This is a genomic window from Streptomyces sp. NPDC015131, assembly GCF_043079975.1.
Classification (GTDB): Bacteria; Actinomycetota; Actinomycetes; order Streptomycetales; family Streptomycetaceae; genus Streptomyces.
Window position 1 is genome coordinate 264,456 of the sequence record NZ_JBIBVB010000005.1, and the last position, 26,217, is coordinate 290,672.

24 protein-coding genes are annotated in these 26,217 nt (G+C 72.8%); 5 read left to right on the forward strand and 19 right to left on the reverse strand.

What is annotated here, in order from left to right:
- Positions 1 to 37: 37 nt before the first annotated feature.
- From ACF08D_RS21435 to ACF08D_RS21495, 13 genes are all read right to left on the reverse strand, one after another.
- Positions 38 to 406 (reverse strand): toxin-antitoxin system YwqK family antitoxin, encoded by a 369-nt coding sequence (locus tag ACF08D_RS21435; protein WP_392224332.1) that lies wholly within the window; start codon positions 404 to 406, stop codon positions 38 to 40.
- Between the two features lie 29 nt (positions 407 to 435).
- The gene (locus tag ACF08D_RS21440; protein ID WP_392224333.1) at positions 436 to 1,206 is read right to left on the reverse strand and encodes a hypothetical protein; all 771 of its coding nucleotides are present in this window, start codon (positions 1,204 to 1,206) and stop codon (positions 436 to 438) included.
- A 9-nt stretch (positions 1,207 to 1,215) separates the two neighbouring features.
- On the reverse strand, positions 1,216 to 2,079 hold the full coding sequence (locus ACF08D_RS21445) for an immunity 49 family protein (RefSeq protein ID WP_392224334.1): 864 nt from the start codon (positions 2,077 to 2,079) through the stop codon (positions 1,216 to 1,218).
- A gap of 27 nt (positions 2,080 to 2,106) precedes the next feature.
- Entirely contained in the window at positions 2,107 to 2,967 is an 861-nt protein-coding gene (locus ACF08D_RS21450; protein WP_392224335.1) for an immunity 49 family protein, read from the reverse strand.
- Positions 2,964 to 6,035 carry a hypothetical protein gene (locus tag ACF08D_RS21455; RefSeq protein WP_392224336.1) on the reverse strand — a complete coding sequence of 1,024 codons (3,072 nt, stop codon included), beginning with the start codon at positions 6,033 to 6,035 and terminating at the stop codon, positions 2,964 to 2,966. The genes ACF08D_RS21450 and ACF08D_RS21455 overlap by 4 nt, the downstream gene beginning before the upstream one ends.
- Entirely contained in the window at positions 6,032 to 6,457 is a 426-nt protein-coding gene (locus ACF08D_RS21460; RefSeq protein ID WP_392224337.1) for a DUF6507 family protein, read from the reverse strand. The genes ACF08D_RS21455 and ACF08D_RS21460 overlap by 4 nt, the downstream gene beginning before the upstream one ends.
- Positions 6,458 to 6,490: 33 nt before the next feature.
- Positions 6,491 to 6,805, reverse strand: a complete 315-nt coding sequence (locus ACF08D_RS21465; protein WP_392224338.1) for a pore-forming ESAT-6 family protein — start codon at positions 6,803 to 6,805, stop codon at positions 6,491 to 6,493.
- Between the two features lie 30 nt (positions 6,806 to 6,835).
- A complete protein-coding gene (locus ACF08D_RS21470) occupies positions 6,836 to 7,168 on the reverse strand; it encodes a hypothetical protein (RefSeq protein WP_392224339.1) in 333 nt (110 codons plus the stop codon).
- Positions 7,169 to 7,302: 134 nt separating this feature from the next.
- On the reverse strand, positions 7,303 to 8,724 hold the full coding sequence (locus tag ACF08D_RS21475; RefSeq protein ID WP_392224340.1) for a DUF6177 family protein: 1,422 nt from the start codon (positions 8,722 to 8,724) through the stop codon (positions 7,303 to 7,305).
- 67 nt (positions 8,725 to 8,791) lie between these two features.
- Complete coding sequence (gene eccCa / locus ACF08D_RS21480) at positions 8,792 to 12,775, reverse strand: type VII secretion protein EccCa (protein WP_392224341.1); 3,984 nt, start codon at positions 12,773 to 12,775, stop codon at positions 8,792 to 8,794.
- Between the two features lie 21 nt (positions 12,776 to 12,796).
- Positions 12,797 to 14,230, reverse strand: a complete 1,434-nt coding sequence (locus ACF08D_RS21485; RefSeq protein ID WP_392224342.1) for a MinD/ParA family protein — start codon at positions 14,228 to 14,230, stop codon at positions 12,797 to 12,799.
- Between the two features lie 39 nt (positions 14,231 to 14,269).
- A complete protein-coding gene (eccD, locus tag ACF08D_RS21490) occupies positions 14,270 to 15,625 on the reverse strand; it encodes a type VII secretion integral membrane protein EccD (protein ID WP_392224343.1) in 1,356 nt (451 codons plus the stop codon).
- 120 nt (positions 15,626 to 15,745) lie between these two features.
- Entirely contained in the window at positions 15,746 to 16,057 is a 312-nt protein-coding gene (locus tag ACF08D_RS21495) for a hypothetical protein (protein ID WP_392224344.1), read from the reverse strand.
- A 163-nt stretch (positions 16,058 to 16,220) separates the two neighbouring features.
- Here ACF08D_RS21495 and ACF08D_RS21500 point away from each other — a divergent pair, with 163 nt between their 5' ends.
- Together ACF08D_RS21500 and ACF08D_RS21505 are read left to right on the forward strand one after the other, a co-directional pair.
- On the forward strand, positions 16,221 to 16,577 hold the full coding sequence (locus tag ACF08D_RS21500) for a PRC-barrel domain-containing protein (RefSeq protein ID WP_392224345.1): 357 nt from the start codon (positions 16,221 to 16,223) through the stop codon (positions 16,575 to 16,577).
- Positions 16,578 to 16,649: 72 nt separating this feature from the next.
- A complete protein-coding gene (locus ACF08D_RS21505) occupies positions 16,650 to 16,817 on the forward strand; it encodes a hypothetical protein (RefSeq protein ID WP_392224346.1) in 168 nt (55 codons plus the stop codon).
- Positions 16,818 to 16,922: 105 nt separating this feature from the next.
- Here ACF08D_RS21505 and ACF08D_RS21510 read toward each other — a convergent pair whose 3' ends face one another.
- From ACF08D_RS21510 to ACF08D_RS21535, 6 genes are all read right to left on the reverse strand, one after another.
- Positions 16,923 to 17,183 carry a ferredoxin gene (locus ACF08D_RS21510; RefSeq protein ID WP_392224347.1) on the reverse strand — a complete coding sequence of 87 codons (261 nt, stop codon included), beginning with the start codon at positions 17,181 to 17,183 and terminating at the stop codon, positions 16,923 to 16,925.
- Positions 17,184 to 17,189: 6 nt separating this feature from the next.
- Positions 17,190 to 18,389 carry a cytochrome P450 gene (locus ACF08D_RS21515; protein ID WP_392224348.1) on the reverse strand — a complete coding sequence of 400 codons (1,200 nt, stop codon included), beginning with the start codon at positions 18,387 to 18,389 and terminating at the stop codon, positions 17,190 to 17,192.
- Positions 18,390 to 18,435: 46 nt separating this feature from the next.
- Complete coding sequence (locus ACF08D_RS21520; protein ID WP_392224349.1) at positions 18,436 to 19,233, reverse strand: ABC transporter permease; 798 nt, start codon at positions 19,231 to 19,233, stop codon at positions 18,436 to 18,438.
- Positions 19,230 to 20,195, reverse strand: a complete 966-nt coding sequence (locus ACF08D_RS21525; RefSeq protein ID WP_392224716.1) for an ATP-binding cassette domain-containing protein — start codon at positions 20,193 to 20,195, stop codon at positions 19,230 to 19,232. Before ACF08D_RS21525 ends, ACF08D_RS21520 begins: the two co-directional genes overlap by 4 nt.
- A gap of 803 nt (positions 20,196 to 20,998) precedes the next feature.
- A complete protein-coding gene (locus ACF08D_RS21530) occupies positions 20,999 to 21,835 on the reverse strand; it encodes a DUF4097 domain-containing protein (RefSeq protein ID WP_392224350.1) in 837 nt (278 codons plus the stop codon).
- A gap of 171 nt (positions 21,836 to 22,006) precedes the next feature.
- Positions 22,007 to 22,555: a hypothetical protein gene (locus ACF08D_RS21535; RefSeq protein ID WP_392224351.1), complete on the reverse strand. Its 549-nt coding sequence runs from the start codon at positions 22,553 to 22,555 to the stop codon at positions 22,007 to 22,009.
- A gap of 215 nt (positions 22,556 to 22,770) precedes the next feature.
- On the opposite strand from ACF08D_RS21535, the gene ACF08D_RS21540 reads away from it, so the two are divergent.
- The 3 genes from ACF08D_RS21540 to ACF08D_RS21550 all read left to right on the forward strand — a co-directional run bounded on the left by ACF08D_RS21540 (position 22,771) and on the right by ACF08D_RS21550 (position 26,166).
- Complete coding sequence (locus ACF08D_RS21540) at positions 22,771 to 23,265, forward strand: hypothetical protein (protein ID WP_392224352.1); 495 nt, start codon at positions 22,771 to 22,773, stop codon at positions 23,263 to 23,265.
- 178 nt (positions 23,266 to 23,443) lie between these two features.
- Positions 23,444 to 25,384 (forward strand): protein-arginine deiminase domain-containing protein, encoded by a 1,941-nt coding sequence (locus ACF08D_RS21545; RefSeq protein WP_392224353.1) that lies wholly within the window; start codon positions 23,444 to 23,446, stop codon positions 25,382 to 25,384.
- 17 nt (positions 25,385 to 25,401) lie between these two features.
- Positions 25,402 to 26,166 carry a DUF72 domain-containing protein gene (locus ACF08D_RS21550; RefSeq protein ID WP_392224354.1) on the forward strand — a complete coding sequence of 255 codons (765 nt, stop codon included), beginning with the start codon at positions 25,402 to 25,404 and terminating at the stop codon, positions 26,164 to 26,166.
- The last annotated feature ends 51 nt before the right edge of the window (positions 26,167 to 26,217 follow it).

Sequence of the window (26,217 nt, forward strand, 5' to 3'; positions counted from 1 at the left end):
CAGGTCTTATGACGTCCCTCAGGTCTTATGACGTCCCTCAGGTCTCATGACGCCACGAGGACACCCGGGCGCCCGTCTCGTCCCAGGTGTCCGTCTCACGGAGCGACGCCGCAGAGCCGTCGAAGAACTGCCGCTCCTTGAGGACGCCATTGGAGTACCACTCCCTGAACTCCCCGATGGGCCGACCATGCCGGACGAAGCCCTCGGAACGGAGGGTCCCGTCCCGGTACCACTCCCGCGACCATCCGTCCTGGACGCCGTCGGTGTACTCGTCCAGGCTGATCAGGTGCCCGCCCTGGTACTCGGCGACTTCCCCGGTGTAGAGGGCTCCCCGGTAGAGCAGACGCTGGGCTCCGTCCATGTCGACGTCCGGATCGTCGATGTCGATCCTCGCCGTGGAAGTCACCCGTTCCTCCAGCCTCGGGAGGCCCGCGATCACGAGCCGCTGATGGCCGACTCGATGAGCGCGGCGGCCTCGATCTCGGTGATCTTGACGCGGTCGATCTCCTGGTGGCCAAGGTCGTACCGCCTGAGGTATTCGGTCCGCTCCCAGCGCAGGTTGCACGTGAACGCCTCGTCGTGGGTCTCGCTTCCGCGGCCGATGATCCGCCGCCGCACGATGCCCCGCGGGCTGCTACGCGGGAAGCCTTCACTGATCTTCGCGTAGTAGGTGGTACGCCCCCGGCCGTCGAGAGCGTCGAGCGTCGCAGGCTGGAGCGTCAGGAAGGGAGAAGCGGAGAGATGCTGGTCCAGGGACCCCTGAGGAAGGGCCACTCCATCGAGATCGATGAACTGGCCGATGCTGTAACCCCCGCCGCGTTCGAACATGAGCAGGAGCGGCTCGTACATGTCCGGGACGTCAGGCAGCCGCACCTTCGTTTGGGTGCGCACCGCAGCCCAGTGCACCGCACCGCGGCACACTCTCCGAATGGAGGGTGTGCCGACGCGACGGTGGATGTACTCCTCGAGCTCGGCCGAGACCTCCCCGTCCAGCGCGATGGAGGACGGATCGACGTACTCCGCGATGTCGAAGAAGGGCCACACGCCTTCGGCCCCGTACGCCCGAGCCCAGTGGGCGGCCCGGCGGAGATACTCGCGCATCAGCAGGGCCCGTGAGCGGGCATGCCTGAGTGAGACGTCGAAATCGGCTTCCCACGGGATGGCATGCAGCCGGTCCATGACGCGACGGGATTCAGCAGCAGTCATGTGATGCACCTACGTCGGGTACTCGCCCAGCCAGCCGTGCTCGAGGAGGTGCTTGGGCAGGTACTCCGACTCGACGTCGAACGGGAGCTTTCCGTCGTACGCGAGGCAGGCGATGGCCAGCGGGCCGAGTGCGACCGTGCCGTCGATGTCGGTGGCCCGGTCCTCGGTCAGCGTCCAGTAGGCCCGGTGCAGCTTCAGCGCCTCCACCAGGGCCGGGCCGAAGCCCTCCTCGTTCTTGCGGACGAAGTGGTAGAAGAGGTTGATCGGCGGATACATCAGGCCCTGGAGCATGTCGCGGGGGATCGTCGTCGCGACAGACGGGTCCGAGGTCTGGATCGTGGTGGTGAGCTTCTCCACCAGCCCCGGGCGGCGCAGCCAGTACGTCTGCAGCGTGTCGACCCAGTGGTAGACGTACTCGTCGTAGCGGCCGTCCGACGAACGCAGACGCTCCAGCGGAATCTCGCACAGCTCCGTCATGCGCTGCTGCTCACGGCAGACGACCGCCAGCCAGAAGGCCTGCAGCCACAGCCCGGCGTCGGCCATCGTGGAGGGGCCGGAGGCCGGCAGCGTCCGGACCTTCCGGTCGATCCGGCACTCGACCGTGCCCTCCTCGATACCCGTCACCGCGAACACCGCCGAACCGAGTTGCATGGCGTTGACCACGGCGTCCCAGGTCTCCGCCTGCGCCGCCCGCGGATCGAGGACGCAGCGGGCGTTCAGGACCAGAAGGGACGTGTTGAACGTCGCCTCGATCAGGTCCGTGGAGACTTCCAACTCATCGATCTGGACCGTGAGGTGATCCGCGAGACGCTGCGCCAACGCCTCCGCTTCAGGGCCGGACGGGATGCCGTGGCGGGTGACTTGCTGGGACAAGGGAATCCTCAATGGGGGTCGGCGACCTCAGGTCGGGAACTCGCCGAGCCAGGCGCGGTTGAGCAGCTGGCTGGGCAGGTAGTCCGACTCCACGTTGATCGGGAAACCGGCATCGTATGCGAGGCACGCGATCGCCAGCGGGCCCAGCGCCAAGTATCCTTCGACGCTACGCTCGCGCTGCTCGGTGGCCGTCCAGTACGACTTGTGCAGCTGCAGCGCCTCCACCAGTGCCTGGTTGAACGCCGCGTGGTCCTTGCGCAGGAAGCACTGGAAGAGGTTGACCGGCTGGTACAGAACCTTCTCCACCAGCTCCACGTCGGCCACCCGGATGTTCTCCGGGTACGACGCCTCGATCGCCGCCAGCAGCTTCTCGCCCAGCCCCGGGCGTTCCAGCCAGTACGTCTGGAGAGCATCGATCCACAGGTAGACGAACTCGTCGTACTCGGTACCCGACTCCCGCATCAGGCTCAACGGGATCTCGCACAGTGCGGTCATCCGCGCCTGCTCACGACACACGACCGCAAGCCAGAACGCCGTCATCCAGTTGCCCGGCTTGCAGTACAGCCCCGGCCCCCTGACAGGCAGGGTCCGCACCTCGTCGGCGATACGACACTCGACCGGGCCCTCGGACCGAGCCGCCACGGTGAAGAGCGCGGAACCGACCTGCATCGCCGCGACGGTCGCCTCCCAGGTGGGGAGAGCGGAGGCGTCCGGGTTGACCGCCAGGCGGGCCTGCACGTGCAGCAGGGCCGTGTCCATCACGCTGTCGAGCCTGCCGGGTGATGTCTCCAAGGCGGCGACCGTCCGCAGCAGGTCCGCGCCGCGGGATTCGGCATACCTCTGGTCGTCGGGCCCGGGCTCACCGTGCCGTACCACTGTCTCCGTCACACCAAATTCCCGTTCTTGTCGCGCAGCCGGATGTCGAACTTCTTCATCTCATAGCCACCGTACAGGGCGCCATTCGACTTGCCCTTGACCAATATGTAGTCGAGTTTGCCCTGATCGAGAGCAGTCTCAAGGGCTTCGGCCAATACGCTCTCACTCGGGAACTCACGGTCACGAGCCTTCATTTGCTGGATGATGTCGAGGAAGTACTCCCGCGACCCCTGCATGGCCCGGCCACCCTGCGGAAGCTTGCGCGAACCGAGGTCGGTGTTGACGTTGGACTTGGCCTCGACCACGACGTACTTGCCGTCCTCGCGCAGGTACACCTGGTCGAACTGATCATTGCCGTTCTTCGGACCGTAGAGCGTCTCCCGGCGGACGATGTCGTCGTAGTGGTGCGGCACCACCTGCTCGGCCGCGACGGTCTCTCCGTAGGCCTCGGTGGCCTTGGTCTGCTCGTGCATGGCCGCGCGGTACTTCTCCTGCGCTTCCAGCCGGAGGGCGTCGTCCTCGGGCAGCGCCGAGTGTCCCGTCTTCACCTTCTCCGCAGCCAGGGCCGCGTCGATGGCACTGCGGCGCCGCCCGGCAGCCTCGTCCAGGACCCGGAGCGTGTCCGCGTCCACCTCGGGCTTGGCGCGCGTACCGGACGCGCCCTTCCCGTCGAGGTACCGCTCGGGAATGGGCGGGGGAGCGTTCTTGGCGGAGATCCAGGGCCCGTCCGGCGTCTCCTTGATGAGCTGCGGCGGAACCCGCAGGCTTTCGTCGACGACCTTGGTGTTCAGGCGCCGCCCGTCGATCGCGTAGTACTTCTCGAAGTACCCGTCCTCGTGGTTGGCCCGGTAGACCTGGATCTCGGCTATCTGCTCGTCCGAGAGTGAACGAGCGGGACCGTACGGATGGTCACCGTCACCCATGAATTCAGGACGTTCGATCACCCGAGGAGGCGTGGACGCGGCGTCGCCCGTGCCTGCCGCGGCGTCGTCCGTGCCGGCCGCCGCCTCGTCCAGGGCGTTCGTGCCCGGGGTGTCCGGGAGGCCGGGGCCGTTGCCGCCGCCCGTGGGGGCTTCGGGGCCGCCGCCGGACGGGGTCGCGTTGTCGGCCGCCGGGGCGCCCGGCGGGACGTCCCGGCCGCCGCCGCCGGCCGGCGGGGTGTCGCCGTGGCCGCCGGGCGGGGGCGGGGTGCCGTCGCCGGTGCCTCGGGGGGTGTCCAGGTTGTTGGCCGGCAGGTGGTCGCCCGCGCCGCCGCCCGGGAGGTTGTTGCCCGCTCCGCCGCCCGGGAGGTTGTTGCCCGCCTGGGACGTCGGCAGGTTGTCGGCCATGCCGCCCGGGGTGTTGTCCGCCACGCCCGCCGGGGTCGGCGGGGTCTCCGGGGTGGCGCGGCCCAGGTCGCCCAGGGTGGTGTCCAGGCTGCCGCCCAGGTGGAGGGGCGCGTTGTCGCCCGCGTGGACCGCCGCGCCCGCCATGGCCGGGACCTTCGCCGGGGAGTCGACGCGCGGGACGTCCGCGCCCGCGTCCGGGGCGGGGCGGTCCACCACGTCCACCGGGGCCTTCTCGATGTCGCCGACGACCTTGCCGGACTCGTCGAGGATGTTGCCGTCGTTGTCGATGTACCGGGGCGGATCGCCGTCGGCCACCGGGAGCGGGTTCGCGTCCGGCGGCAGCGTCGGGGTGTCCTTGGGCACCGCGACCGTGCCCTCCTGGAGCGGCACCGAGCCCGCCGGGGCCGGGGCGTCGTCGGGGAGCCTGACCATGCCGTCGCCGAGGTCGACCGCGCCGGGCGGCACCGCCGTACCTTCGGGGAGGCGCACCGTGTCGGCCGGGACCTCGATGGCGCCCGGGGGCAGCGGGGTGCCGTCCGGGAGGTGGACCGTCCCGTCGGGGCGCACGACCGTGCCCTCCGGGAGGACGAACGCGCCCTCGGGGATGGGCGGCACATTGAGGTTGCCCATGCCCTTGAAGCCGGCCATCACGTCACCGATCTTGGTGAAGCCCGCGCCGGCGCCCTTGAAGAGGTACGTGGTGGGGTCGATCGCCCGGCCGGCCCGGCCCGCGAAGGAGATCGCCTTCGCCGCCGCGCCCGCCTTGCCCGCGCCCGCCACCGCGCCGCCCGCGCCACCGGTGAACACGGTGGTGAGGACGTTGAAGGTGACCGCGCCCGCCGCCCGGGACGGGTTGGAGCCCCACTGGTCCCAGGCGACCAGCGCCTTGCCGGTCTCCTTCATCGCCGTACGGGAGTCCCTGATCCAGCCGGGAAGATCCTTGTCGTCCGCCATCCAGAACGCCGCGCCCAGCGGGCTGGCCGTGATCACCAGGCCGGTGGCGAGCTGCCCCAGGCCCTTCCACGCCTGCCCGGCCGCGTCCCAGCCCTGGAAGCCGACCAGGGTGCCGAGGCCCTTGATGGTGCCCCACACGCCGTCGACGATGACGCCCTTGCCGAAGTCGTAGGCGTGCTCCCACACCTGCCACCACGGTGTGGACTCCTCGACGGCCTCGCCCCACGGCAGGCTCTTGGACTGCTTGAGGGCCTCGGCGTCGTAGCCGTACATGCCCTTGCCGTTGGAACCGTCGTTGACCTTCAGCGCCTCGCCGCCGACCAGCGCCACGATCTTGGCGTGGGCGGTGCGCTCAGCGGCCTGGAACTGCGTCCAGACCTCGGCGATCTCATTGCGGCGGTTGTTGTTCTCCTCGACGAGGTCGCCGTCCTCGCGCCACTTGTCGTCGTCGGCGATCTTCGCGCGGAAGGCGACCGCGTCCCCGCGCAGGTCGTCCAGCTTCTTCTTGAGCGGGGTGATCTCCTGGGAGTACGAGCCGAGCGCACCGGCGATGGTGCACAGGTCCGAACTGATGGTGAGCGCCTTGTCCTTCACCGGCTGGGTGGTGGCGAACAGCTGCTCCGCCTCGGGCGCCTTGTAGAAGGAGCGCAGGCCGCCGAAGGACGTGTGGACGTCGCCCGCGGCCGTGGCGATCTTGCCGCCGGCGCCGGACAGCGCCTTGACCTTCTGGTCGAGCAGGGTGAGGTCCCCGGTGAAGACGGGGACCTCCGCGGGGTCGACCGGCTGGTTCTCGCTCACTTCTTCCCCCCGAGCTCCTTGAGCAGGTCCAGGCGCACCTGGCGGGCCGCGTCCTGGGCCTCCTTGGCCTGGTCCAAGTCGCCCTCGACGTACTCGTTGGTCGCCGTGGCCGCGCCGATGACCGCCGCCTGGATGCGCTTGGCCATGGGCTCGAAGTGCGACTTCTGCCGCTCGGTCATGTACTGGGCGAGCGCCGCGCCCACCGGGCCCGACGCCTTCTGCGTGAGCGGCTTGCCGGAGGCCGTCGGGCCCTGCAGCGGAACCTCCGCCGCCGAGCCCGGGACCGCCGTCCCCGCCGCCGTCGCGGCCTGCTGCATGTCCGTGACCAGGGCGGTCAGGGCCTTCTCCAGGTCACCGGCGTGCGTGCCGACGACCTTCAACTGGCCCTGGACCCCCTGGGGCTGGATGTCCCACGCCGTCATGAACGCTCCCCCGTGCTACCAGCAGATCCGGCGTCAGCCGATGTTGTCGACGGCGGCCTTCGCGCGCTGAAGCGTCTGCTGCGCCGTCGCGTCGTTCTTCTCCAGCGTCGTCTTGAGCAGCTGGATGATGTTGCGGACCTCCTGGGAGGCCGAGTTCCAGCGCAGCTCCTTGCCGTGGTACTCGTCCGCCACGCCGTCGGCGGCGAAGTCGGTCATCGCCGCCTTCACCTGCGCGTCACGCGCCGTGATCACCTGCTCCAGGCGGGCGATCACCGCCTGGATGTTCACCTGCGCCTCGGACGAGGCACCCGTGTCGTACGAACGACGGTCGCTACCCGCAGCAGCCATCAGCAATCAACTCCCCGTGTACGGATCGGATCAGCGGCCCGAGAAGCGGGCCGCGTCGAAGTTCGCCGACGACATCTGCGTCCGCGCGTTGTCGCCCTGCTCCGTGTCACCGGTGCCGAACGCCGTCTCCATGCCCGACTGGCCGCCCAGGATGGCCGCCAGCGAGCCGTTCAGCGCGGCCGTGATCTCGTCCGAGCGCGACTTGAACGAGTCGAACGCCACCTTGCCCGCACCGTTGAACTTGCCCTCCAGCGGCGCCGCCGCCTGGACCAGCTGACGGATCAACAGGCCGAGGTCGTTGCTCGAACCCTGCGACTGGGACATCAGGGTCGACAGGACCTGCGCCCCCATGTCGAACTTCATCGGTTCACCCCCGCTGCGATGGTCGATCCACTGGATCGAATGTACGACATGCCTATCAACTCACGCGTCGCTCGTGCAATCAGCAATCACGCGACCGCGGCCCTCTGTGACGAACACATGACATCGTCCCGGGATCACTCGCCCTTCAGGTGCCGCACCAGCCGCTCGAAGTCCCGCCAGCCCGACAGGTCCGACGGGTCCCCGGGCAGCGGGTAGTACAGCGCGGGCCGGGACTTGGGGCCCAGGGGCACCGGCGCGGCCTCCAGCGGCGTCCTGCGGGCCCGGTCGCCGGGCAGCGACCTGACCTCCTCCGCGCCCAGCACGAACGCCACCGGAACGCCCGGTCCCTCGAAGCGCGGCGGTACGGCCAGGTCGCGCCGGGCTTTGCGGAGCTGTACGAGCATCGACTGCAGGTGGTGGCGGGTGGCGAGCACCTCCGCCGCCCTCGGCAGGGCGTCCAGCGGCGGCTCCTCGTCCGCCCCGTACCCGAACGCCAGCGTGACCGCCTCCTCCACGCCCGCCTTCGTACGGCTCACGCGTACGGTGGCGAGTCCCGGCCGCTCCGGGCCGCCGACCACCACCGCCCAAGTGGACTCAGGCGACCGCTCGAAGGCCACATCCGTCAACTGGCGTACCGACCACGGAAGGTTGGCGGGCTCCGCCGTCCCCCATCCGGCCGGGGGCGCCCCGGTCAGCTCGCGCCACACCGCCTCCAGCGCGCCGCCCAGCACCAGCCGGTCGTCCGCCGGGTGCACCGTGCGGAACGTCACCGCCAACTGCCGCTCACCGGTGTCGGCGACACCCTCCTGGTACGTGGCGGCCACCCGGGCGCGCGGCTCCGCCCCGGTCGAGTCGGCCGCCGCCACCGGGGCGAACATGCCGTCCTGCCAGGCCAGTACCGCCCCGGACAGGCCGTCGTAGTACCCGTCCCGCTCGTCCTGGACCACCCACCGCGACGGCCAGCCGGACAAGGTCTCCCGGGCGGCCGGCGAGAGCGTCGTACCGGCCGGGCTGACCACCTGGAGCCCCAGCCCGCCCGCCGACGCCGCGCGGAAGGCGTCCGCCAGCCAGGCCGTCATCGCCACCACCGGACGGTCCTGGATGACCACGGCGACATGGTCGGTGAGCACGTCCACCGCGGGCGTCCCGGCCTCCGCGGGCGGGGCCACGCCCACGCCCTCCGACGCCACCACGGCCAGCGACCGCGCCGCGTCCGGCGGCCACGCCGAACCGCCCGCGAGCGACGCCAGCCGGGCCGCGAAAGTGCCCGCGAGCCGCTCCGCCTCCGCCACACCGGTCGTCGCCCGCGCCTCGGTCCACCAGAACGGCACCGGCGGCGCCACCGCGCCCAGCAGCCGCTCCGCCTCGCCCTCGACCTGCACGAGGAACGGCGCCTCGACGGAGACCAGCGGCCGGCCCTCCTCGTCGCAGAGCTGGACGACGGCGTCCTCGCCCGCGGTGTCCACCCGCTTGTCCGGACCGCCGGACATCAGGCCCGCCAGCACGGTCCACGGGTCGGGCATGCGCGCGGTGAGCGCGATGACGTCCTTGGTCATGGTTGCGTCCAGTCCTTCGTGGCGTCGTGGTGTCGTGGTGTCGTGGTGGCTTGTGCCAGGGGTGGTGCTAGTTGTCGGGGGTGTACACCGTCTGCACCAGGCGGTTCGACTGGCCCCTGCGGATCAGCACGCCCCGGCCGGGCGGCTGCTGCGAGGCGTACACACCGGGGAACAGCTGCCCCTCGCTGCGGTCGCCCGCCATGACGATCGCCGAAGCACCCGACTCGCGCAGGCCCTGCACCAGCGGCTCGTACATGCCGCGCGAGGCGCCCGCGACGCGGCGCGTCACCACGAAGTGCAGGCCGATGTCGACCGCCGACGGGATGTACGGGAGGAACGGCGCGAGCGGCGCCTGACCCGCCGTCGTCAGCACGTCGTAGTCGTCGACGAGGACCACGATCCGCGGCCCGCTCCCCCAGCTGCCCGGCTCCAGGTCCTCCAGCCGGGCGCTGTCGTCCGGCAGCCGCTTCTCCAGCTCGGTGGCGATGCCCGCGGCCAGGCCCCCGCAGAGCTTGGCGTTGTACGCGTACCCGCCGAGGAACTCCTCGGGCACCACGCCCCGCAGGCCGCGCCGCGGGTCCATCACGGCGAGGACCAGCTCGTCCTCGCCGTACCGCTCGACGAGGCCGGTGGCGACCGTCTTCAGCAGATTCGTCTTGCCGCACTCGCTGTCACCCATCACCAGCAGGTGCTGGTCGTGCTCGAACAGGTCCAGCACCACCGGCGCGAGGGCCGTCTGGTCCAGCCCGATCGGCACCCGCTTCGGCTCGGCGACCGGGCCCGGCAGCAGGTGCGGCTCCAGTACGTGCGGCAGCACCCGCACCGGCTGCGCGACGTCACCGCTCCAGGCGGCGCGGATCTGCCGGGCGGTGCGCTCCAGGACGGCGCCCAGCTCGGTGTTGTCGGTCAGCCCGTCCGTACGCGGCAGGGCGGCCTGCGCGAACAGCTTGCCGTCGGTGAGGACGCGCCCCGGCTCGTCGGGCGAGAGGGTCTCGGCCAGCTTGCGGTCGACGCTGGTCTCGGTGGCGTCGTTCAGGCGCAGTTCGACGCGGGTGCCGAAGTACGACTGGGTGGCGATCCGCACGTCGTTCCAGCGGAGCATGCCGGCGACGACATGGATGCCGTACCCGCCGCCCCGCTTCAGGATGTCGACCACGGCGTCGTCCAGCTCGTCGAAGTCGTCGCGCAGCGCGCCGAACCCGTCGACGACGAGGACGATCTCGGCGGAGGCGAGCTGCGGCAGCCGGCCCGCCGCGTGCAGGGTGCGCAGCTGCTCCACGGAGTCGATGGTGTGCTCGCGGAACAGCTCCTCGCGGACCGCGAGCATGGTCCGCACCTCCTCGACCGTGCGCGCGGCGCGCTCGCGGTCGGCGCGGCTCGCGACACCGCCGACGTGGGGCAGCCCGGAGAGCGCGGCCAGGCCGCCGCCGGCCAGGTCGAGCCCGTACACCCCGACCTCGCGCGGGGTGTGGGTGAGGGCGAGGGACAGCACCAGCGTGCGCAGCAGGGTGGTCTTGCCGGACTGCGGGCCACCGATGACCGCGGCGTGGCCGCCCGCCACCGTGAGGTCCAGGAACCACTGGCCCTGCCACTGCCTGGTCGGGTCGTCGAGGAGCCCCAGCGGCACCTGGAGCGGGCCCCGGCGGGCGGCGAGCTGCATGCCGCGCGGGCCGGCACCGAGCGGGCCCGCGACCTGGTCGAGGGCGACCGCGGAGGGCAGCGGCGGCAGCCAGATCCGGCGCACCGGCTCGGTGGGCGCGCTCTCCAGCTGCCGGACCATGACGCCCAGTTCGGTCGGGCCGGTCTCCCGGCGCCGTACCGCCGCCTCGGCAGGCCCGGTCTCCTCGGTCCCGCCGAGGGTGTTGTACGCCTCGTACTCCAGGGCGAGCGGGCCGGTGTCCTCGTCCTGGTCGCGGCGGACCGGGCCGCGGTAGGCGCCGGAGACGTAACTCGCCTTGAACCGCTCGTAGTGGCTGGTGTCGACCTTCAGATAGCCGAAGCCCGGCAGCGGCGGCAGGTGGAACGCGTCGGTGGTGTCCAGCACCGTGCGGGACTCGTCGGCGGAGAACGTCCGCAGGCCCAGCCGGTACGACAGGTAGGTGTCCAGGCCCTTCAGCTTGCCGCCCTCGATGCGCTGGCTGGACAGCAGCAGGTGCACGCCGATGGAGCGGCCGATGCGGCCTATGGAGAGGAAGAGGTCGATGAAGTCCGGCTTGGCGGTGAGCAGCTCGCCGAACTCGTCGATCACGATGAACAGGTGCGGCAGCGGCTCCAGATCGGGCCGCTTGCCGGCGCGCAGCGCCGCGTAGTCGCCGATGTCCGCGACATTGCCGGCGTCCTTGAGGACCTGCTGGCGGCGCTTGACCTCGCCGGCGAGGGAGGCGTGCACCCGCTCGACCAGCCCGGCCTGGTTCTCCAGGTTGGTGATCACCCCGGCGACGTGCGGCAGGTCCGCGAACGGGGCGAACGTCGCACCGCCCTTGTAGTCGACCAGGACCAGCGCGAGGTCCTCCGGCGGGTGGGTGGCGACCAGCGCCAGGACCAGGGTGCGCAGCAGCTCCGACTTGCCGGAGCCGGTCGCGCCGACGCACAGCCCGTGCGGGCCCATGCCCAGCTCGGACGACTCCTTCAGGTCCAGCAGCACCGGCTCGCGGGCGTCGCTGACGCCGATCGGTACGCGCAGGAAGGCGCGCTCGCCGCGCGGTGCCCAGAGCGCCGCCAGGTCGAGGTCCGCCACGTCGTCGATGCCGAGCAGGTCGGCGAAGTCGACGGGCCCGGACAGCGGCGCGTCGACCAGCGACTCGGCCGACAGGCGGAGCGGCGCCAGCATCCGGGCGAGCCCCTCCGCGAACGGCGTGGTCACCTCGTCCACCGTGCCGTGCGCGCCGACCGGCTCCTCCTCGCGGAGGTCCTCGATGGCGACCCGGTCCCCGTCCACGGTGATCCGCACCCCGACGTGGCCCGGCTCCTGCACCCGCCGCTCCAGCAGGTGCAGCACGGTCACGCCCATCTCGCGCAGCCCGACCGCGTCGTCGGGGCGCGGCAGGTCGACCGCGTCCTCGCCGTGCCCGTCGGCGATCACCAGCAGCCGGGACGACATGGACAGCGCGTCCTTGCCGGACAGGCCGCGGCGCACCTCGGCGGCGTACGAGGCGCGGCGGCGCAGCTCGGGGACGAGCTGCCGGGCGAGCTGCGGCGCGGACGGCGCGATGCGGCGGGCCGCGACCGGCCCGTCGAACTGGTCGGTGTCCAGCAGGTGCGGCATCCACTTGGCCCACTCCCAGTCGGCCAGCCGGTCGCCGGGCACCGCGAGCGCGATGCCCACGTCGTCGGGGGCGTGCAGGGCGGCGGCCTGCACCATCAGGGCGCGGGCCACCCGCAGGCAGTCCTCGCGGGGGCCGACGACACTGATGTTGCCGACCCGGTCCAGCGGTACGGTCAGCGGCAGTTCGGTGCCGGTGCGGAAGCGGTCCATCAGCGCGGACGCCTCGTTGAGCATGAACCGGTCCGGCGGGGTCAGCACGGACGAGCCGCCCTGGTCGGCGATCCGCAGGTCGCGTACGGGCATCTCGCCGGTGCCCACCCGTACCCGCAGGAAGTCGGCGTCCGTGCGGCGGCGCTCCCACAGCCGGGCGGGGTCGCGGACGATGTCGTACAGCGCGTGCGGCGGCGGGTTGAGGACGTCGGCGCGCTCCCGCCGCTCGCGCTCCTCGCCGGACAGCTCCTCGCGCAGGTCCTCCAGATACGCGAGGTACGCCTCGCGCTGGGTGCGCCGGGTGCGCTGGGCCTTGCCGCGCTGCGAGAACACCAGCACCAGCGAGCCGACGATGGTGACGACCAGGATCAGCGCGCCCAGCGCCGCGAACTGGCTGTTGCGGACGACCGTCATCATCACGACGGACGACATCACACCGGCGACGGGCAGCAGCGACATCGCGATGTTGCCGCCCTTGCCCTCGGGGAGGTTGGGCGGCGCCTCGATGGAACGCGCCTCGGACGCGGCGGGCGGCCGGGTGGTCCTGGCCGGGCGGTGTATCAGCCGGGTGCTCATGATGTCGCTTCTCCCTCCCCCTCAGTGGCGCTTCTGGGAGAGCTGGAACACCTCGGCGGCCAGGCGGGTGGCGGCCTGCCGGGTGGGGTGGGCGAGCAGGTCGGTGCGGATGGCGCCGCCGGCCGCGAGATGCCGGTCGTACGGGAGGACGTGGACGCCCGCCCCGGTCGACGCCAGCCGCTCGCGGGCCTCGTCCAGGTCGATCCCGGTGTGCGGGACGAGTTCGCCGATCACGACCACGGTGCCCGCGATGACGTGCCTCGGCAGCCCCTGCATCCACTGGAGCACCGCGTAGGTGCTGGTGATGCCCTCCAGCGTGGCCGGCGTGGTCAGGACGCGGGCCTGGGACGCGGACAGCGCGACGCGGGCCACCTCGGCGGGCAGGGTCTCGCAGTCGACCACGGTCACACCGAAGTAGCGGCGCAGCGCGACCATGACCCGCTCGTAGGCCCTGGTGTCGAGCATCGCGCCGATGCGTCCCTGGCTGCCGGGCAGCAGCCAGGCGTTGTCCGGGAGCTGGACGAGGTACCCGGTGACGTCCAGCAGGGACATCTGCGGCTCGACGATCCCGGCGACGTCGCCGGTGGTCCACCGCAGCGTCTCGGCGCCGAGCCGCAGGGGCAGCGACCCCAGCGCCGGGTCGGCCTCGACCAGCAGGACCGGGTCCTGCCGGTAGTGCGCGTAGGTGAGTCCGAGCAGCGCGGCGACGGTCGACTTGCCGGCTCCGCCGCGGATGGAGGTCACGGCGATCTGCCGGCCGGTGGTCACCGGCTGCTGGAGCGTCTCGGCGGTACGGGTGGTCTCGGCGACCTCGCGGGCGGCGGAGGAGGAGACGGTACGCCGCACGGCGCGCACCGTCCGGGACGTCAGCGGCTCCCCGTGGCGCGGCTTCCGCGCGGCGGGGGCGAGCCCCTTGTCGACGACGGGCCGGGAGTCGGGGGTGGTGGTGGGGCGGGGGGTGCGTGGGGGCTGGTTGAGGTGGGTGGGGTGCGCGGGGTGCGTGGGGGTTGGGGTGCTGTGGGTGTTGGTGGGGTGGGTGTTGGTGCTGTGGGTGGGGGTGGGATGGGGGGTGGTGCTGTGGGTGGGGTGGTGCGGGGTGGAGTGGGTGTGCGGGGTGGGGTGGGGCGTGTGGTGCGTCTGCGGCTGCTGGGCGGCCGGGGGCTGTTGGGCCGGGACCGGGGCCTGCGGTACCGGAGGTATGGGGGCCGGCGGTATGGGGGCCGGGGGCCCGGCGGGGGCGGGGGCTCCGGGTCCGGCTCCGGGTCCGGGTACGGGGGACGGCTCGGGGGCCGCCGGGGCGTTGCCGGCCTGCGGGGCGGCGGGGGCCGGCGGGGTGGCGGGGGTCTGGGGGTCGCCGCTCTCGCCGGACGCCTCGGGGCGTGCGTCCGGGCGCCGCGCCGTACCCGCGCGCAGGTCGCGCAGGACGTCGCCCTGCCAGTTGTCTCCGTTCGGCATGTCTGCCCTTCTTCTCCCGCCCTGCCGCTGCCGCTTGTCTCAGAACTTGTCGAGGAGCTGCCCGTACACGCCGAACACCCCCACCGCCAGCGGGAAGAGCCCCACCATGCCGATGGATTCGGCGAGATCGGCCGTACGCCCCAGCCGTACCCGTACGTGCTCCGGCGGCTGGACCGCCAGGACCACCAGCGGAAGCACCGCCGCCGCGCACAGCACGGCGAGCGGGCCGGCGCCGCCGGCGTGATCCATCCAGAGCACGACGAGCCGGACGACGAGGGCGCCCGCGGCGGCGAAGAGCGCGACCACCTCCGCGACCAGCGGAAAGGCCCGGGCGCGGGACAGCAGCACCACGGCGGTCACCGAGGGGAGCACGACCGTCCAGATCGTCGGCCGGTCGGCCAGGGTGAGCAGCCAGCCGCCGGCGGCGGCCGACGCCGCGGTGACGATCGTGGCCAGGGCGAGGCCCCGGTGGGTGGCCGCGAGGGCGTTGCCCACCTCGTGGCGGCTGACGGAGGCGCCGCCCGAGCGCCGGTCGTCCAGCGCGGTGAGCCCGGACGCCATCAGGGCGAGCCGGGGCAGCAGCCCGAGCAGCACCACGGAGAAGACGGCCATGACGGCGCCCAGCCGGGCCGGGTCGTCCTGGAGGGCGGCGACGGCCTCCCACACCAGGGTGAGCCCCGCGGTGGCGCCCGCGCCGATGAGCCCGCCGCGCCCGAGCGGCGAGAAGTACCCGAGCATCGCCAGGGTCACCACCACGGCGCCCGCGACGGCGGCCAGCCGGACGGCGCCGGACCAGTCGTGCGCGTCGGCGGCGTTCCAGGCGGTGAGCACGCCCAGCCCGCCGGAGGCGAGCAGCAGCGCGGTGGCCAGGCCGCGGTTGCCCCCGCCGATCCGGGCGACGAGCGCCCCGGCCGCCAGCAGCAGGACCGTCACGGCGGCGAGGACGCCGGCCAGGGCGGCCGGGGCGAACTCACGGCGGGCCAGCAGCGCGGCGACCACCGCGAAAGTGACCGTGGCGACTCCCGCGCCGGCCCGGCGGGCGGCGGGCCGCCAGCGCCAGGACTGGAGATCGAGGTCGTCGGCCACCAGGTCGGTGACGTCGTGCACCACGGGGGCGGGCGGCGCCGAGTGCGCCCGGACGAGCCGGAGGACGGCACCGTCGGCGACCCCGGCGGACGCGAGCGTGCTGTCGTGGGGCAGCGCCGAGCCGTCGGACGTGATCAGCTGCCGGGTCATGGGCCGGGACGCGGCCCGGTCGTCCAGCAACTGCAGGATGTCGGGCAGCAGTTGCCCGATCGGGGTGTCGGAGGGCAGGACGATGTCGGCCCGGCGACGCTCGCCGACCAGGGTCACCCGGCTCAATTGCGCCCGGGAAGTCGTTGCTGTGCTCACCACTTACGGGAACCTATCATCGCGGCGTCGGGAAGATTCGGGCCATTTCGACCGTGCTCGATCGCGCTCCACGGCGGCGTCGCCGGGCTTTTCCCCCATTCCCCGCACGGGAGTTGTCGGCCTTTATTGCGCACTTTTCTCGGTATCGCCGGATTGGGGGGAATCGGGGGATTCCGTGGGCTTCGCCGGTTGTTCGTAGCGCTGTTCCTGCTTACGCTGCTCGGCTTTCTGCTTGGCGAGCGTGTGCTGGAGAAAGGACCACCCGACGCACCCGGCGCACAGGACGGCCGCGATGGCGATGCCCGCGAACACCTTGCCGAGCCGTTCGTCCGCCGTGCGGCGGACCCGCTGCACGCCGAAGAGCAGCGCGTCCCGCATTCTGCGCCGGCGTACGGCCACCGACTCCAGAAGCTGGCTGTCGTAGTCCCGTGCCATGCGTCGTCCGTCCCCCTCGCTTTGCCTCCGCAACATAAGGCATCCGTGTCCGGCCAGTACACCCCCGGGTGGTGTCCCGGGCCGTGCGGTGGCGGCGGGCGCCGCCCGGGCGGAGGCTGGACACCGAGAACCACCGTACGGACCCGCTCAGAGGGCAGAAGGCATGATCCAGTCAGCAGACATCCGCGAGTGGCGCAACCACGACGTCGTGGACCCCAAGGGGCACAAGATCGGCGTGCTGGAGGCCATCTATGTGGACACCGTGACCGACGAACCCGCCGTGGCCACCGTCCGGACCGGGTTGCCGACCCGGCAGCGGCTGGTCTTCGTCCCGCTCGACGAGGCGATCGTCGGGCCGGACTACCTGAAGGTGTCGCACCCCAAGGCGGAGGTGCGCAAGGCCCCGTCGATCGGCACCGACGACGTCCTGCCGGCCGAGAGCGAGGCCGGGATCTTCGAGCACTACGGCATGGCCTACCGGCCGGGCGCCAACGGGGAGCGGAAGCTCGCCCGCCGCTGACGTTCCCCGCCACCGACGGCCGCCCGCCGGCCGCCCACCCCCCGGAGAAGTAGAGGAGAGGTGTTCGTCCCCATGGCGTTCTTCCTGTTGCTGGTCATCGTGGCGATCGTCCTCGGGCTCATCGGCGTAGTCGTGGAGGGCCTGCTGTACCTCCTCGTCATCGGGATCGTCGTCCTCGTCCTCGGCCTGCTGTTCCTCGGCTTCCGCTGGCGTCGCGGGCGCCGCCGCCCGGTCCGCTGAGCGCTCACCCGAACGGCCCAGGACGGCGGTGTCCGGCCGTACGGCCGCCGTGCCGGCCGCCCTGGGGTCGCCGTACGGCCGTCGTACGGGCCGCCATACGGGGCCTCAGCCCGGCGTGCCGTCGTCCCCGGCGTCCCCGGCGAGCACGGCGTCCCCGGCGAGCAGGGTGATCACCCCGGCGGGGCAGAAACCGGCGGCCTGACGGGCGGCGGCGCTACGGCCACCGGCCGGCCGGGCGTCCAGCACCAGGACGCGGCCGTCCTCGCCGTCCTGGTCGAACACGTCGGGAGCAGTCAGGGCACACATCCCCGCCCCCACGCAACGCTCACGGTCGACCCGTATCTCCACGGTGTCCACGGTCCCCATGGCGGCTCAGCCCTTCTCGTCCCAGGTGACCGGCAGCCGGGTCACTCCATGAATGCCGATCGGTGCCCGCAGCGGCACGTCCTCGGGCGGCACGGCCAGCCGCAGCGTCGGGAACCGACGGAACAGCGCCGGGAGGGCCACCCTCAGCTCCACGCGCGCCAGTTGCTGGCCGAGGCACTGGTGCATGCCGTGCCCGAAGGCCAGATGCCCGGTCGCCCTGCGGCGCAGGTCGAGCGTGTCGGGCTCGGCGAACCGGGCGGGATCGCGGTTGGCCGCCTGGACGGAGAGGGTGACCGACTCGCCCGCCCGGATCAGCTGTCCGTCGAGGTCGACGTCCTCCAGCGCGGTCCGGATGCCGGTGTGGACGATGCTGAGATGGCGCAGCAGCTCCTCGACCGCCTGGTCGGCGCTCTCCGGATCGGTACGCAGGAGGGCCGCCTGCTCGGGATGGCGGAGCAGGGCGAACGTGCCCAGACCGATCATGTTGGCCGTGGTGTCCAGGCCGGCCGCCAGGAGGAAGCTGCCGATGCCGGCCAGCTCCGCGTCCGACAGGTCCGTGCCGGTCAGGTCGCTCAACAGGTCGTCCGTCGGCCTCGCCCGCTTGGCCAGGGCCAGCGCGTGGACGAACTCGCCGAGCCCCGCCATCGCCGCCACCTGCTCGTCAAGGCTCGCACCCGGGTCGCTGATCGCCGCCGCCCGCTGCTTGAAGGTGTCCCGCTCGTCCTCCGGCACGCCCAGCAGCTCGCAGATCATCAGGGCCGGCACCGGGTGCGCGTACGCCGCCACCAGCTCGGCCCCCGGTCCGCCGCGCTCCATGGCGTCGAGGTGCTCGGCGGTGATCTCCTCGACCCGCGCGGTGAGCCGGCGCATCCGGCGGACGGTGAACTTGCCCGCCAGCAGGCGCCGGAAGCGGGTGTGCTCGGGGGCGTCCATCGCGGTCATGTCGCCGACCGGCGCCGGCGGCAGCGGGCCCTCGGGGCCGCCGGGGAAGGGGAAGTGCATCAGCTCCTGCCGCGAGCTGAAGCGGGTGTCCGCCAGGAGCGCGCGCACGGTGGCGTAGTCGGTGGCCAGCCAGCCGAGGTGCCCGTCCGGGTAGCGCAGCCGGGTCAGCGGCCGTTCCTCGCGCAGGGCGCCCAGTTCGGCGGGCGGGTCGAAGGGGCAGCCGGCGGGGCGCTCGGCGGGTAATGCGGTGACTTCCTGGCTCATGGTGGTCGCTTTCTCTTGTCGGAGAGTGTCGGAGTGAGGTGGAGGGTCAGCGGACAGCGCCGCGGTTGAACACCGAGCGGGCCCAGAGGTAACCGACCAGGCTGAGGCCGACGCACCAGCCGAGCGCGACGATCCCGTTGGTGCCGATCTCCGTGCCCATGAGCAGCCCGCGGAGCGTCTCGATGACCGGTGTGAAGGGCTGGTACTCGGCGAACCAGCGCAGCCCGGTCGGCATCGAGTCCGTGGGGACGATGGCGCTGCCGAGGAAGGGCAGGAACGTCATCGGCATCGGGATGTTGCTGGCGGTCTCCACGTTCTTGGCGACCAGCCCGATGCCGGCGGACAGCCATGTCAGCGCCAGGGTGAGCAGCGTCAGGACGCCGGCGGTGGCGGCCCACTCGACCGGGGTGGCGTTCGGCCGGAAGCCGACCAGCAGGGCGACGCCGAGGACGAGCGTGATGCTCAGCATCGTCTGGATGACGCTCCCGGCGACATGGCCGGTCAGGAAGGCCGCCCGCGATATCGCCATCGTCCGGAACCGGTTGACGATGCCCTCGGTCATGTCGACCGAGACCGACACGGCCGTGGCGAGCGCCCCGGAGGTCGCGGCCATCAGGATGATGCCCGGGGCGAGGTAGTCGATGTACTCGGCGCTTCCCGCGCCGGCCGCCGCCGGACCGATCCCGGTGCCGAGCGCGCCACCGAAGACGTAGGTGAACAGCAGCAGCATCAGCACCGGCATCGCCACGACCATGACGGTCATGGACGGATAGCGCAGCGCGTGCTTCAGGTTGCGCCGCAGCATCGTCCTGGAGTCGCGCGCGGCGTAGGAAAGAGTGGTCATCGGGTGCTCCCGGTGAGAGTGAGGAAGACGTCGTCGAGATCGGGGGTGTGCACGCTGAGCGACTCGGCCTCGACCGAGGCGACGTCCAGGACGTCGAGGACCGCCCGGACGGTGGGGATGCGGCCGTCGCCGGGGATGTCGAGGGTCAGCGCCTCGTCGTCAGGCGTGCCGGTGCCGAACAGTCCGGCCGCCACGGCCAGTCCCTCGGCGTCCGCGAAGCGGAGGCGGATGTGCCCGCCGGGGATGCGGCCCTTCAGCTCCTGCGCGGTGCCCTCGGCGACGATGGCGCCCCGGTCCAGCACCGCGATCCGGTCGGCGAGCTGGTCCGCTTCCTCCAGGTACTGCGTCGTCAGGAAGATGGTGACGCCCTCGGCGACCAGGCTCTGGATGATCTCCCACATGGTGCGGCGGCTGCGCGGGTCCAGCCCGGTGGTCGGCTCGTCGAGGAAGATGACGCGCGGATCGCCGACCAGGGTCATGGCGAGGTCCAGCTTGCGCCGCATCCCTCCGGAGAAGGTGGTGACGGGCTTCGACCCCGCCTCCGTCAGCTCGAAGCGGCGCAGCAACTCGGCCGCGCGGCGCCGCCCTTCGCGGCGTGACAGGTGGTTCAGGTCCGCCATCAGCAGCAGGTTCTCCTCGGCGGTCAGCAGGTTGTCGACCGCCGAGAACTGGCCCGTCACCCCGATCGCCCGGCGTACGGCGTCCGCCTCGCGCACCAGGTCGTGCCCCGCGAGCCGGACCTCGCCCCCGTCGGCGGGGATGAGCGTGGAGAGGATCTGCACGGTGGTGGTCTTGCCGGCGCCGTTGGGCCCGAGGAGCGCGAAGATCGTGCCCTCCGGGATGCGCAGGTCGATGCCGTCGAGCACCACCTTGTCGCCATACGCCTTCGACAACCCCGTGACGTCGATCGCCACCGGTGCGGTGGCCGACGCCGTTCGGGCCGGTGATGCGGACGGGGGCATGGATGTGGTCATGGCTGTCCTGTCTCGTGAGTGGACGGAAGCGGGATGAGGGGCAACTCGCGCGGCGCGGTACGGCGGTGGTCGGTGAGTGGCGCGCGGTGCGTGGTGCGTGTGCGTCTCGTGGTGCGCGCGGTCGTCCGTCGGTGCGGGTGCGCGGTGTGGTGCGCGGCGGTACGAGGTACGCGGCGGCGGTACGGGGCCGAGGCCCGGGCCGCAGGCCCGTCGTAGGGTGCCGGAGCCGGTGGCCCGCGTCGCCGGCCGCACTCGGGTGCCGCGCGGGCCGGACCCGACATGGCGCGGGGCATCAGGTGCCCGAGCAGTCGGCAGCCGGGGTACTCGGGGCGCCGGGCTCAGGGACCGGCCGGGCCCTCGGGCGGGCCGACCCGGCACGGGCGCGGGGGTCGAGTTCGGTGGGCGTGGGCGGTGTCGGTGTCGGTGCGAGGTGCGGAACGCCCCGGTCAGGGCGGACGTCGGGGCCACGGGGCGGGCGGTCCGGATGGCGCCCTGGGCGGACGGGGCGGACCGGGCGCCCCGGGCCGGCGCCCTGCGTCAGGCGCCCTCCCCCGGGGCCGGCGTTAGGCCCCCGCCCCGCCGACGCCCCGCATCAGGCGCCCCAGGTGCCCCAGGCGAACCGGGCGCCGCAGACGCTCCAGACACCCCAGGCGCCCCAGACCCCCCGGGCGGACCGAGCGCCCCAGGCAACGCCCAACATCAGGCACCCGCCCGCAAGTCGGCGCCCAACACCAGCCGCCCCGCGCCCCCTTCCGCCCCCGCACCGCCCCCGGGCGTACCTCCGCCCCCGGTCAGGGGCGGCGGATCACGATGTCCCCGATGCCCGTGCGGGCGCGGACCTCGACTGTCTCGGCCGCGTCCCCGGGGCCGCCGGCGGGGCCCAGGTCGTTCTGGACGTTGCCGAACCGGGTGTGGACGTCGAGCCACGCGGCCGTGTCCTCCCGGATGCCGATCTCCAGGTCCCCGGCGGCGGACTGCAGGACCACCCGGCCCCGGACTGCCTCACCGATCCGGATGGCACCGTTGGCGGCCTTGGCGTCGACGCCCGCACGGGCGACGCCGACGGAGATGCGGCCGTTGGAGGCGTTGGCGCGCAGCTCTCCGGTGATCTCGCCGACGACCGTCTCGCCGTTGCCGTTCTTGACGGTCGCCGCGCCGGTAATCTCGCCCAGGTCCACCCGGCCGGCGCCGGCGATCTCGGCGGGGCCGTCGACGCGGTCCACCCGGATGTCCCCGTGGCCGGTCCTCAGGTTCACCGAGGCGGCCTCCTCGATCCGGATGTCACCGGCGGACGTCTTGACGCGGCACTTCCCGAAGACGCCTTCGCAGTGGAAGTCCGCCGCGGGGGCGTTGCCTTCGAGATGGGACCCGGCCGGCAGGGCGACCGTCACCTCGATGGAGCCGCTCCTGCCGAAGACGGAACGCTTCCGGGGCCCCTTGATGTCCAGACGTCCGTTGGCGCAGGTCACCCTGGTCTGTTCCGCCGCCTTGACGTCGTTCTCCTCGGTGCCGTCGCTCGGCCGGACGTCCACGACCGTGTCCGTGCGCTCCCCGGCCGTGATCCGGACGGTACCGACGTCGAACTCGAGGGTGACGGTGATCGGTTCCGGGGTGTCGAAAGTAGGCATGGCTGTCCCGTCCTCGTGACTGTGATGGGTGTTCATGCGGGTGGCGGGGAGCGGTCCGGAGCACCGGCGGGCGCTCCGGGCGGCGGGGAGCGGTCCGGAGCACCGGTCGGCGCTCCGGGGAGCGGGGCCGCTGTCCGACCCGCCGGTGAAGCCCTGCGGGCGGCGGAGCCGCTATCTGACCCAGCCGGTGAAGCCCTGCGGGCGGCGGTGGCGGCTGGGGGCGGGCCCCTGGTCGGCGGCGCCCGGTTCGAGGGCCGCCGTCACCGCCCGTACCAGCCAGGCGTTGACCGACAGGCCCTCCTGGCCCGCCGCGTCCTCCACCCTGGACTTGAGGTGGGCGGGCAACCGGAAGTTGATGCGGGCCGTGCCGCCCTCGGCACCTTCCGCCACCCGGTCCGGGGCCGCCGGCGCCTCGGCCGGCCGCGCGGCGGGAGGGGCCACCGGGTGGTGGCCCCCGTCCTCGTACGCCACATGGACCGGTGGTGGCGTCACCACGAACTCGGGGTCCAGGCCCCGCAGCCGGACGTCGACCGAGCCCGGGGCGAGGTCTTGGGTCACCTCGTCCATGGCTGCGGACAGCGCGTTCAACAGGGCGAGCCGGGTGGCCGATTCCAGGGGCGCGGTGAGCCGCTCCGCCAGGGCGCGGGCGTCGTCACCGCCGGCGCCGGCGGCGACCGCCAGCTCCTGCCTGAGGTGTTCGACATAGGGCGTGAGGTCCATAACGCCATAGTGGCACCATCATGGCGCCACCGCAACCCCCTCTGGCGCCCTACTGGCGCCAGATGGCGCCATCACGCCACCACGTGGCACCCCGAAGGCGCCACGAGAGCGCCGCGTGGGCGCCGCGCGGCGCCACCAGCAGGCCGGAACCGTGCCCTCCGGTCGGACGAGGGCGTTGGGGAAGTACCGCAGACCGTCCACACCGGAAGAAGCCCATGGCCACGAACGACGCCTCCACGCCCCGCCGCCTCTCCGTCCGCGCCCTCGCCGTCACCGCCGGCGCCGCAGCCCTGGCCCTCGGCGCCACGGGCACCGCCCAGGCGGTCGCCGCCCCGGTCGGCGGCCTCCCCGGCGGCGCCCCTGCCGGCCTCCCGGTCGCCCTGCCCGCGGAACTGCCCACCGCGCTGCCTGCCGCGCTGCCCACCCAGCTCCCCGCCGCACTCCCCGCGCAGCTCCCGGCCGGACTCCCCGGACTCCCCGGGCTGCCCGGCGGGCTCCCGGGTGGCGCCACCGACCAGCCCAGTGGCGCCACCGGCGCACCCACCGACACCGCGACCGACCCGCTGGGCGCCGCCGCCGGGCCGCTGGGCAGCGTCACCGGCCCGGTCACCGGCGTGAGCGGCCCGGTCGCCATGGCCGGTCAGCTGGGCATGTCGGGGGCCACCCAGTTCGCGCAGGGGATCGTCATGTCGCTCTCCGCCGTGCGGTAACCCACGCGCCACCCACACCGACCCCGCGACGACCTGAGGGGCCGCGACCGGACCCACCGGTGGCGGCCCCTCGCGCATGACCGGCCCCGGGTTCCGCCCGAAATCCGCCCGCCAGGCAACTCCCGCCCCCCGCTTGCCCTCTTCCGGCTCGGCAACCCAACCTCCCACGAAGGGAAGCATGGTGGTTACGAGCACCCCGGGGCGGACGGCCCTGGCCCTCACGGTGATCGGCGCCGTCCTGGCGCCCGCGTCACCCGCGTTCTCCGCGCCCGCCGCCCCGGCCCCGCCCCCGGTCGACCTCCGGGCGGACGTGAACCGGGACGGACGGATCGACCTCACCGGCACCACCGACACCACGGGCGAGGACACCTGGACCCCGGACCGGGGCGCGGTGTTCCTGCCCAACATCGACGACGACACCAAGAGATGCCCGACCGCCGGACCCGGCGGAAAGCCCCTGACCGACGCCAAGCTCGCGGCCTGCAACGACGCCGCCGACGCGATCGTCAACGGCAACGCCGACCTCGCCGACCTGGCCCGGGTCCGCGCGGCGGCCATACCCGGCCTGCCCGCCACCGCGACCGGCTCCGTGAGCGTCCCGGTCGGCGGGAAGCACACGCGCGTGTTCGTCAAGCGCGCCGGCGGCTGGGCGCACGTCACCGGCAAGACCCGCCTCACCGCCGCCGAACTGCGCGCCGGGCTGGAGTTCGGCGTCGAGAGCACCGACATCGTCCGCGACGCCAAGGTCTGGGACGGGCGCGGCGTGATCCGCCTGACGGTGACCGCACCGGGCCGCCCGGCCGGCTCGGACGACATCACCCTGCGCGTGGCGCCGCTGCTCACCCACCACCACCTGCAGAAGACGCAGCAGGTGCTGGTCACCAAGGTGGCAGGCAAGGAGGACTACGAGCGCCGTCAGCAGGCGTTCGTCAGCGCCCTGGCCAAGGAGACGAAGGCCGCCGGGGTCACCGCGCCGCTGGTCACCTTCGACAAGTACCAGGACGTCTGGGCGCAGGACTTCGTCGAGCCGGGATACGTGAGCATGACCGGCCCCGACGGGCGCCGCCAGGCCATACGGGTCATGATCCGCTCGGCGCAGCCCGACCGGGAGGCCGGCCGCGAGCTGTTCGAGAAGCTGCGCGGCAACGGCGTCGGTGTCGTCCAGGTCTCCGGGGTGCGGGACTCGGAGGAGTGGACCCTCAACTCGATGGGGAACCTGGAGACCGTCCCTCCGTACACGCACAAGGGCAGGTCCTTCCCGGCCGGGCGCATCATCATGGGCGAGCGCAAGGACGACGGGTCCAAGCCCGCGCAGGCGATGCGGACGATGCTGGCCTCGCAGGGCTTCCAGGACCCGCTGCTGCTGGACACGTCATGGCTGCACGTGGGCCATGTGGACGAGTTCGTCCAGTTCCTCCCGGCGCCCGGCACCCCGCGCGGGTGGCGGATCGGCGTCGCCGACCCGGAGGCGGGCCTGCGGCTGCTGCGGGACGCGCAGAAGGCCGGCCACGGCAGGACCAAGATGTTCTCGGTGCCGGACTCCGTGGAGCGCTACGCCCCCAGGGAGACCATCGACCAGGCGCTCGCCTCCAAGGAGCTGATCGCCGACAACACCATGGCCGCCGCACGGATCAGGGCCAACCTGGCGGTGCTCCAGCGGGAGACGGGCGTCACGGACGCCGAGGTGGTGCGGGTGCCGGCGCTGTACACGCGCGGCAAGGAGCAGGTGGGTGAGCGCGGCGACCGGATGCCCCGGCTGTCGCGGCTGGGCGCCGGCGAGGTGCCGGAGGCGGTCACCGAGTACGGCCAGCAGAAGAACCTGACCCGCCGGGACGGCCGGGCCGCCGGTCCCGGGACCGTGATGACCAGCGCGTACGTCCCCGGCGCCGTCAACGGCGTCCTGCTGGGCGGCGACCGCTACCTCGCGCCGCGCCAGTGGGGGCCGGTCATCGGCGGCAAGGACATCTTCACCACCGCCGTGACGGCCGCCTACACGGGCGCCGGGCTGAAGGTGTCGTACATCGACGACTGGTACACGTACCACCTCGGCATGGGCGAGGTGCACTGCGGGACGAACACCCTGCGGGACGCCTCCGCCGCGTGGTGGAAGCGCCCCTGACCGGACACCATGGGGGTATGCCCCTGTACGTCGGGACCTCCGGGTGGCAGTACGCGGACTGGCGCGGCGGCCTCTATCCGGCCGGGCTGCCGCAGCGGCTGTGGCTGGAGGAGTACGCGCGCCACTTCGCGACCGTGGAGAACAACAACGCCTTCTACCGGCTGCCCACCACGGAGGTCTTCACCGCCTGGCACGACCGGACCCCCGACGGGTTCACGATGGCGGTGAAGGCCAGCCGCTACCTCACCCACATCAAGCGGCTGCGTGATCCGCGGGAGCCGGTACGCCGGCTGATGGACCGCACGGAGGGCCTCGGCGACCGGCTGGGGCCCCTCCTGGTCCAGCTGCCGCCGAACTTCCGGGCGGACGTCGCCGCGCTGGACACCTGCCTGGGCTGCTTTCCCGGCTCGGTCCGGGTGGCCGTCGAGCTGCGCCACCCGTCGTGGTGGGAGGAGGAGCGGGAGCTGCGGACGGTACTGGAGCGGTACGGCGCCGCCCTGTGCTGGGCCGACCGGGGCTCTCGGCCGGTGACGCCGCTGTGGCGGACGGCGCCCTGGGGGTACGTGCGGTTCCACGCCGGGGCGGCCCGCCCCTGGCCCCGGTACGGGCGCCGGGCGCTGGCGTCCTGGGCGGGGCGGATCGCCGACGCCTGGCCGGACGGGGACGACGTGTACGTGTACTTCAACAACGACCCGGGCGGCGCCGCCGTCCTGGACGCGGCCGTGTTCGCCAGGGCGGCGACGGCCCTGGGACGGACAGTCACGCGTACGCCCTCCCTCTGACCCCCCGGAGCCCTAAACTCGCCGAACCAGGCTTGTGGACAAGCGACTTGG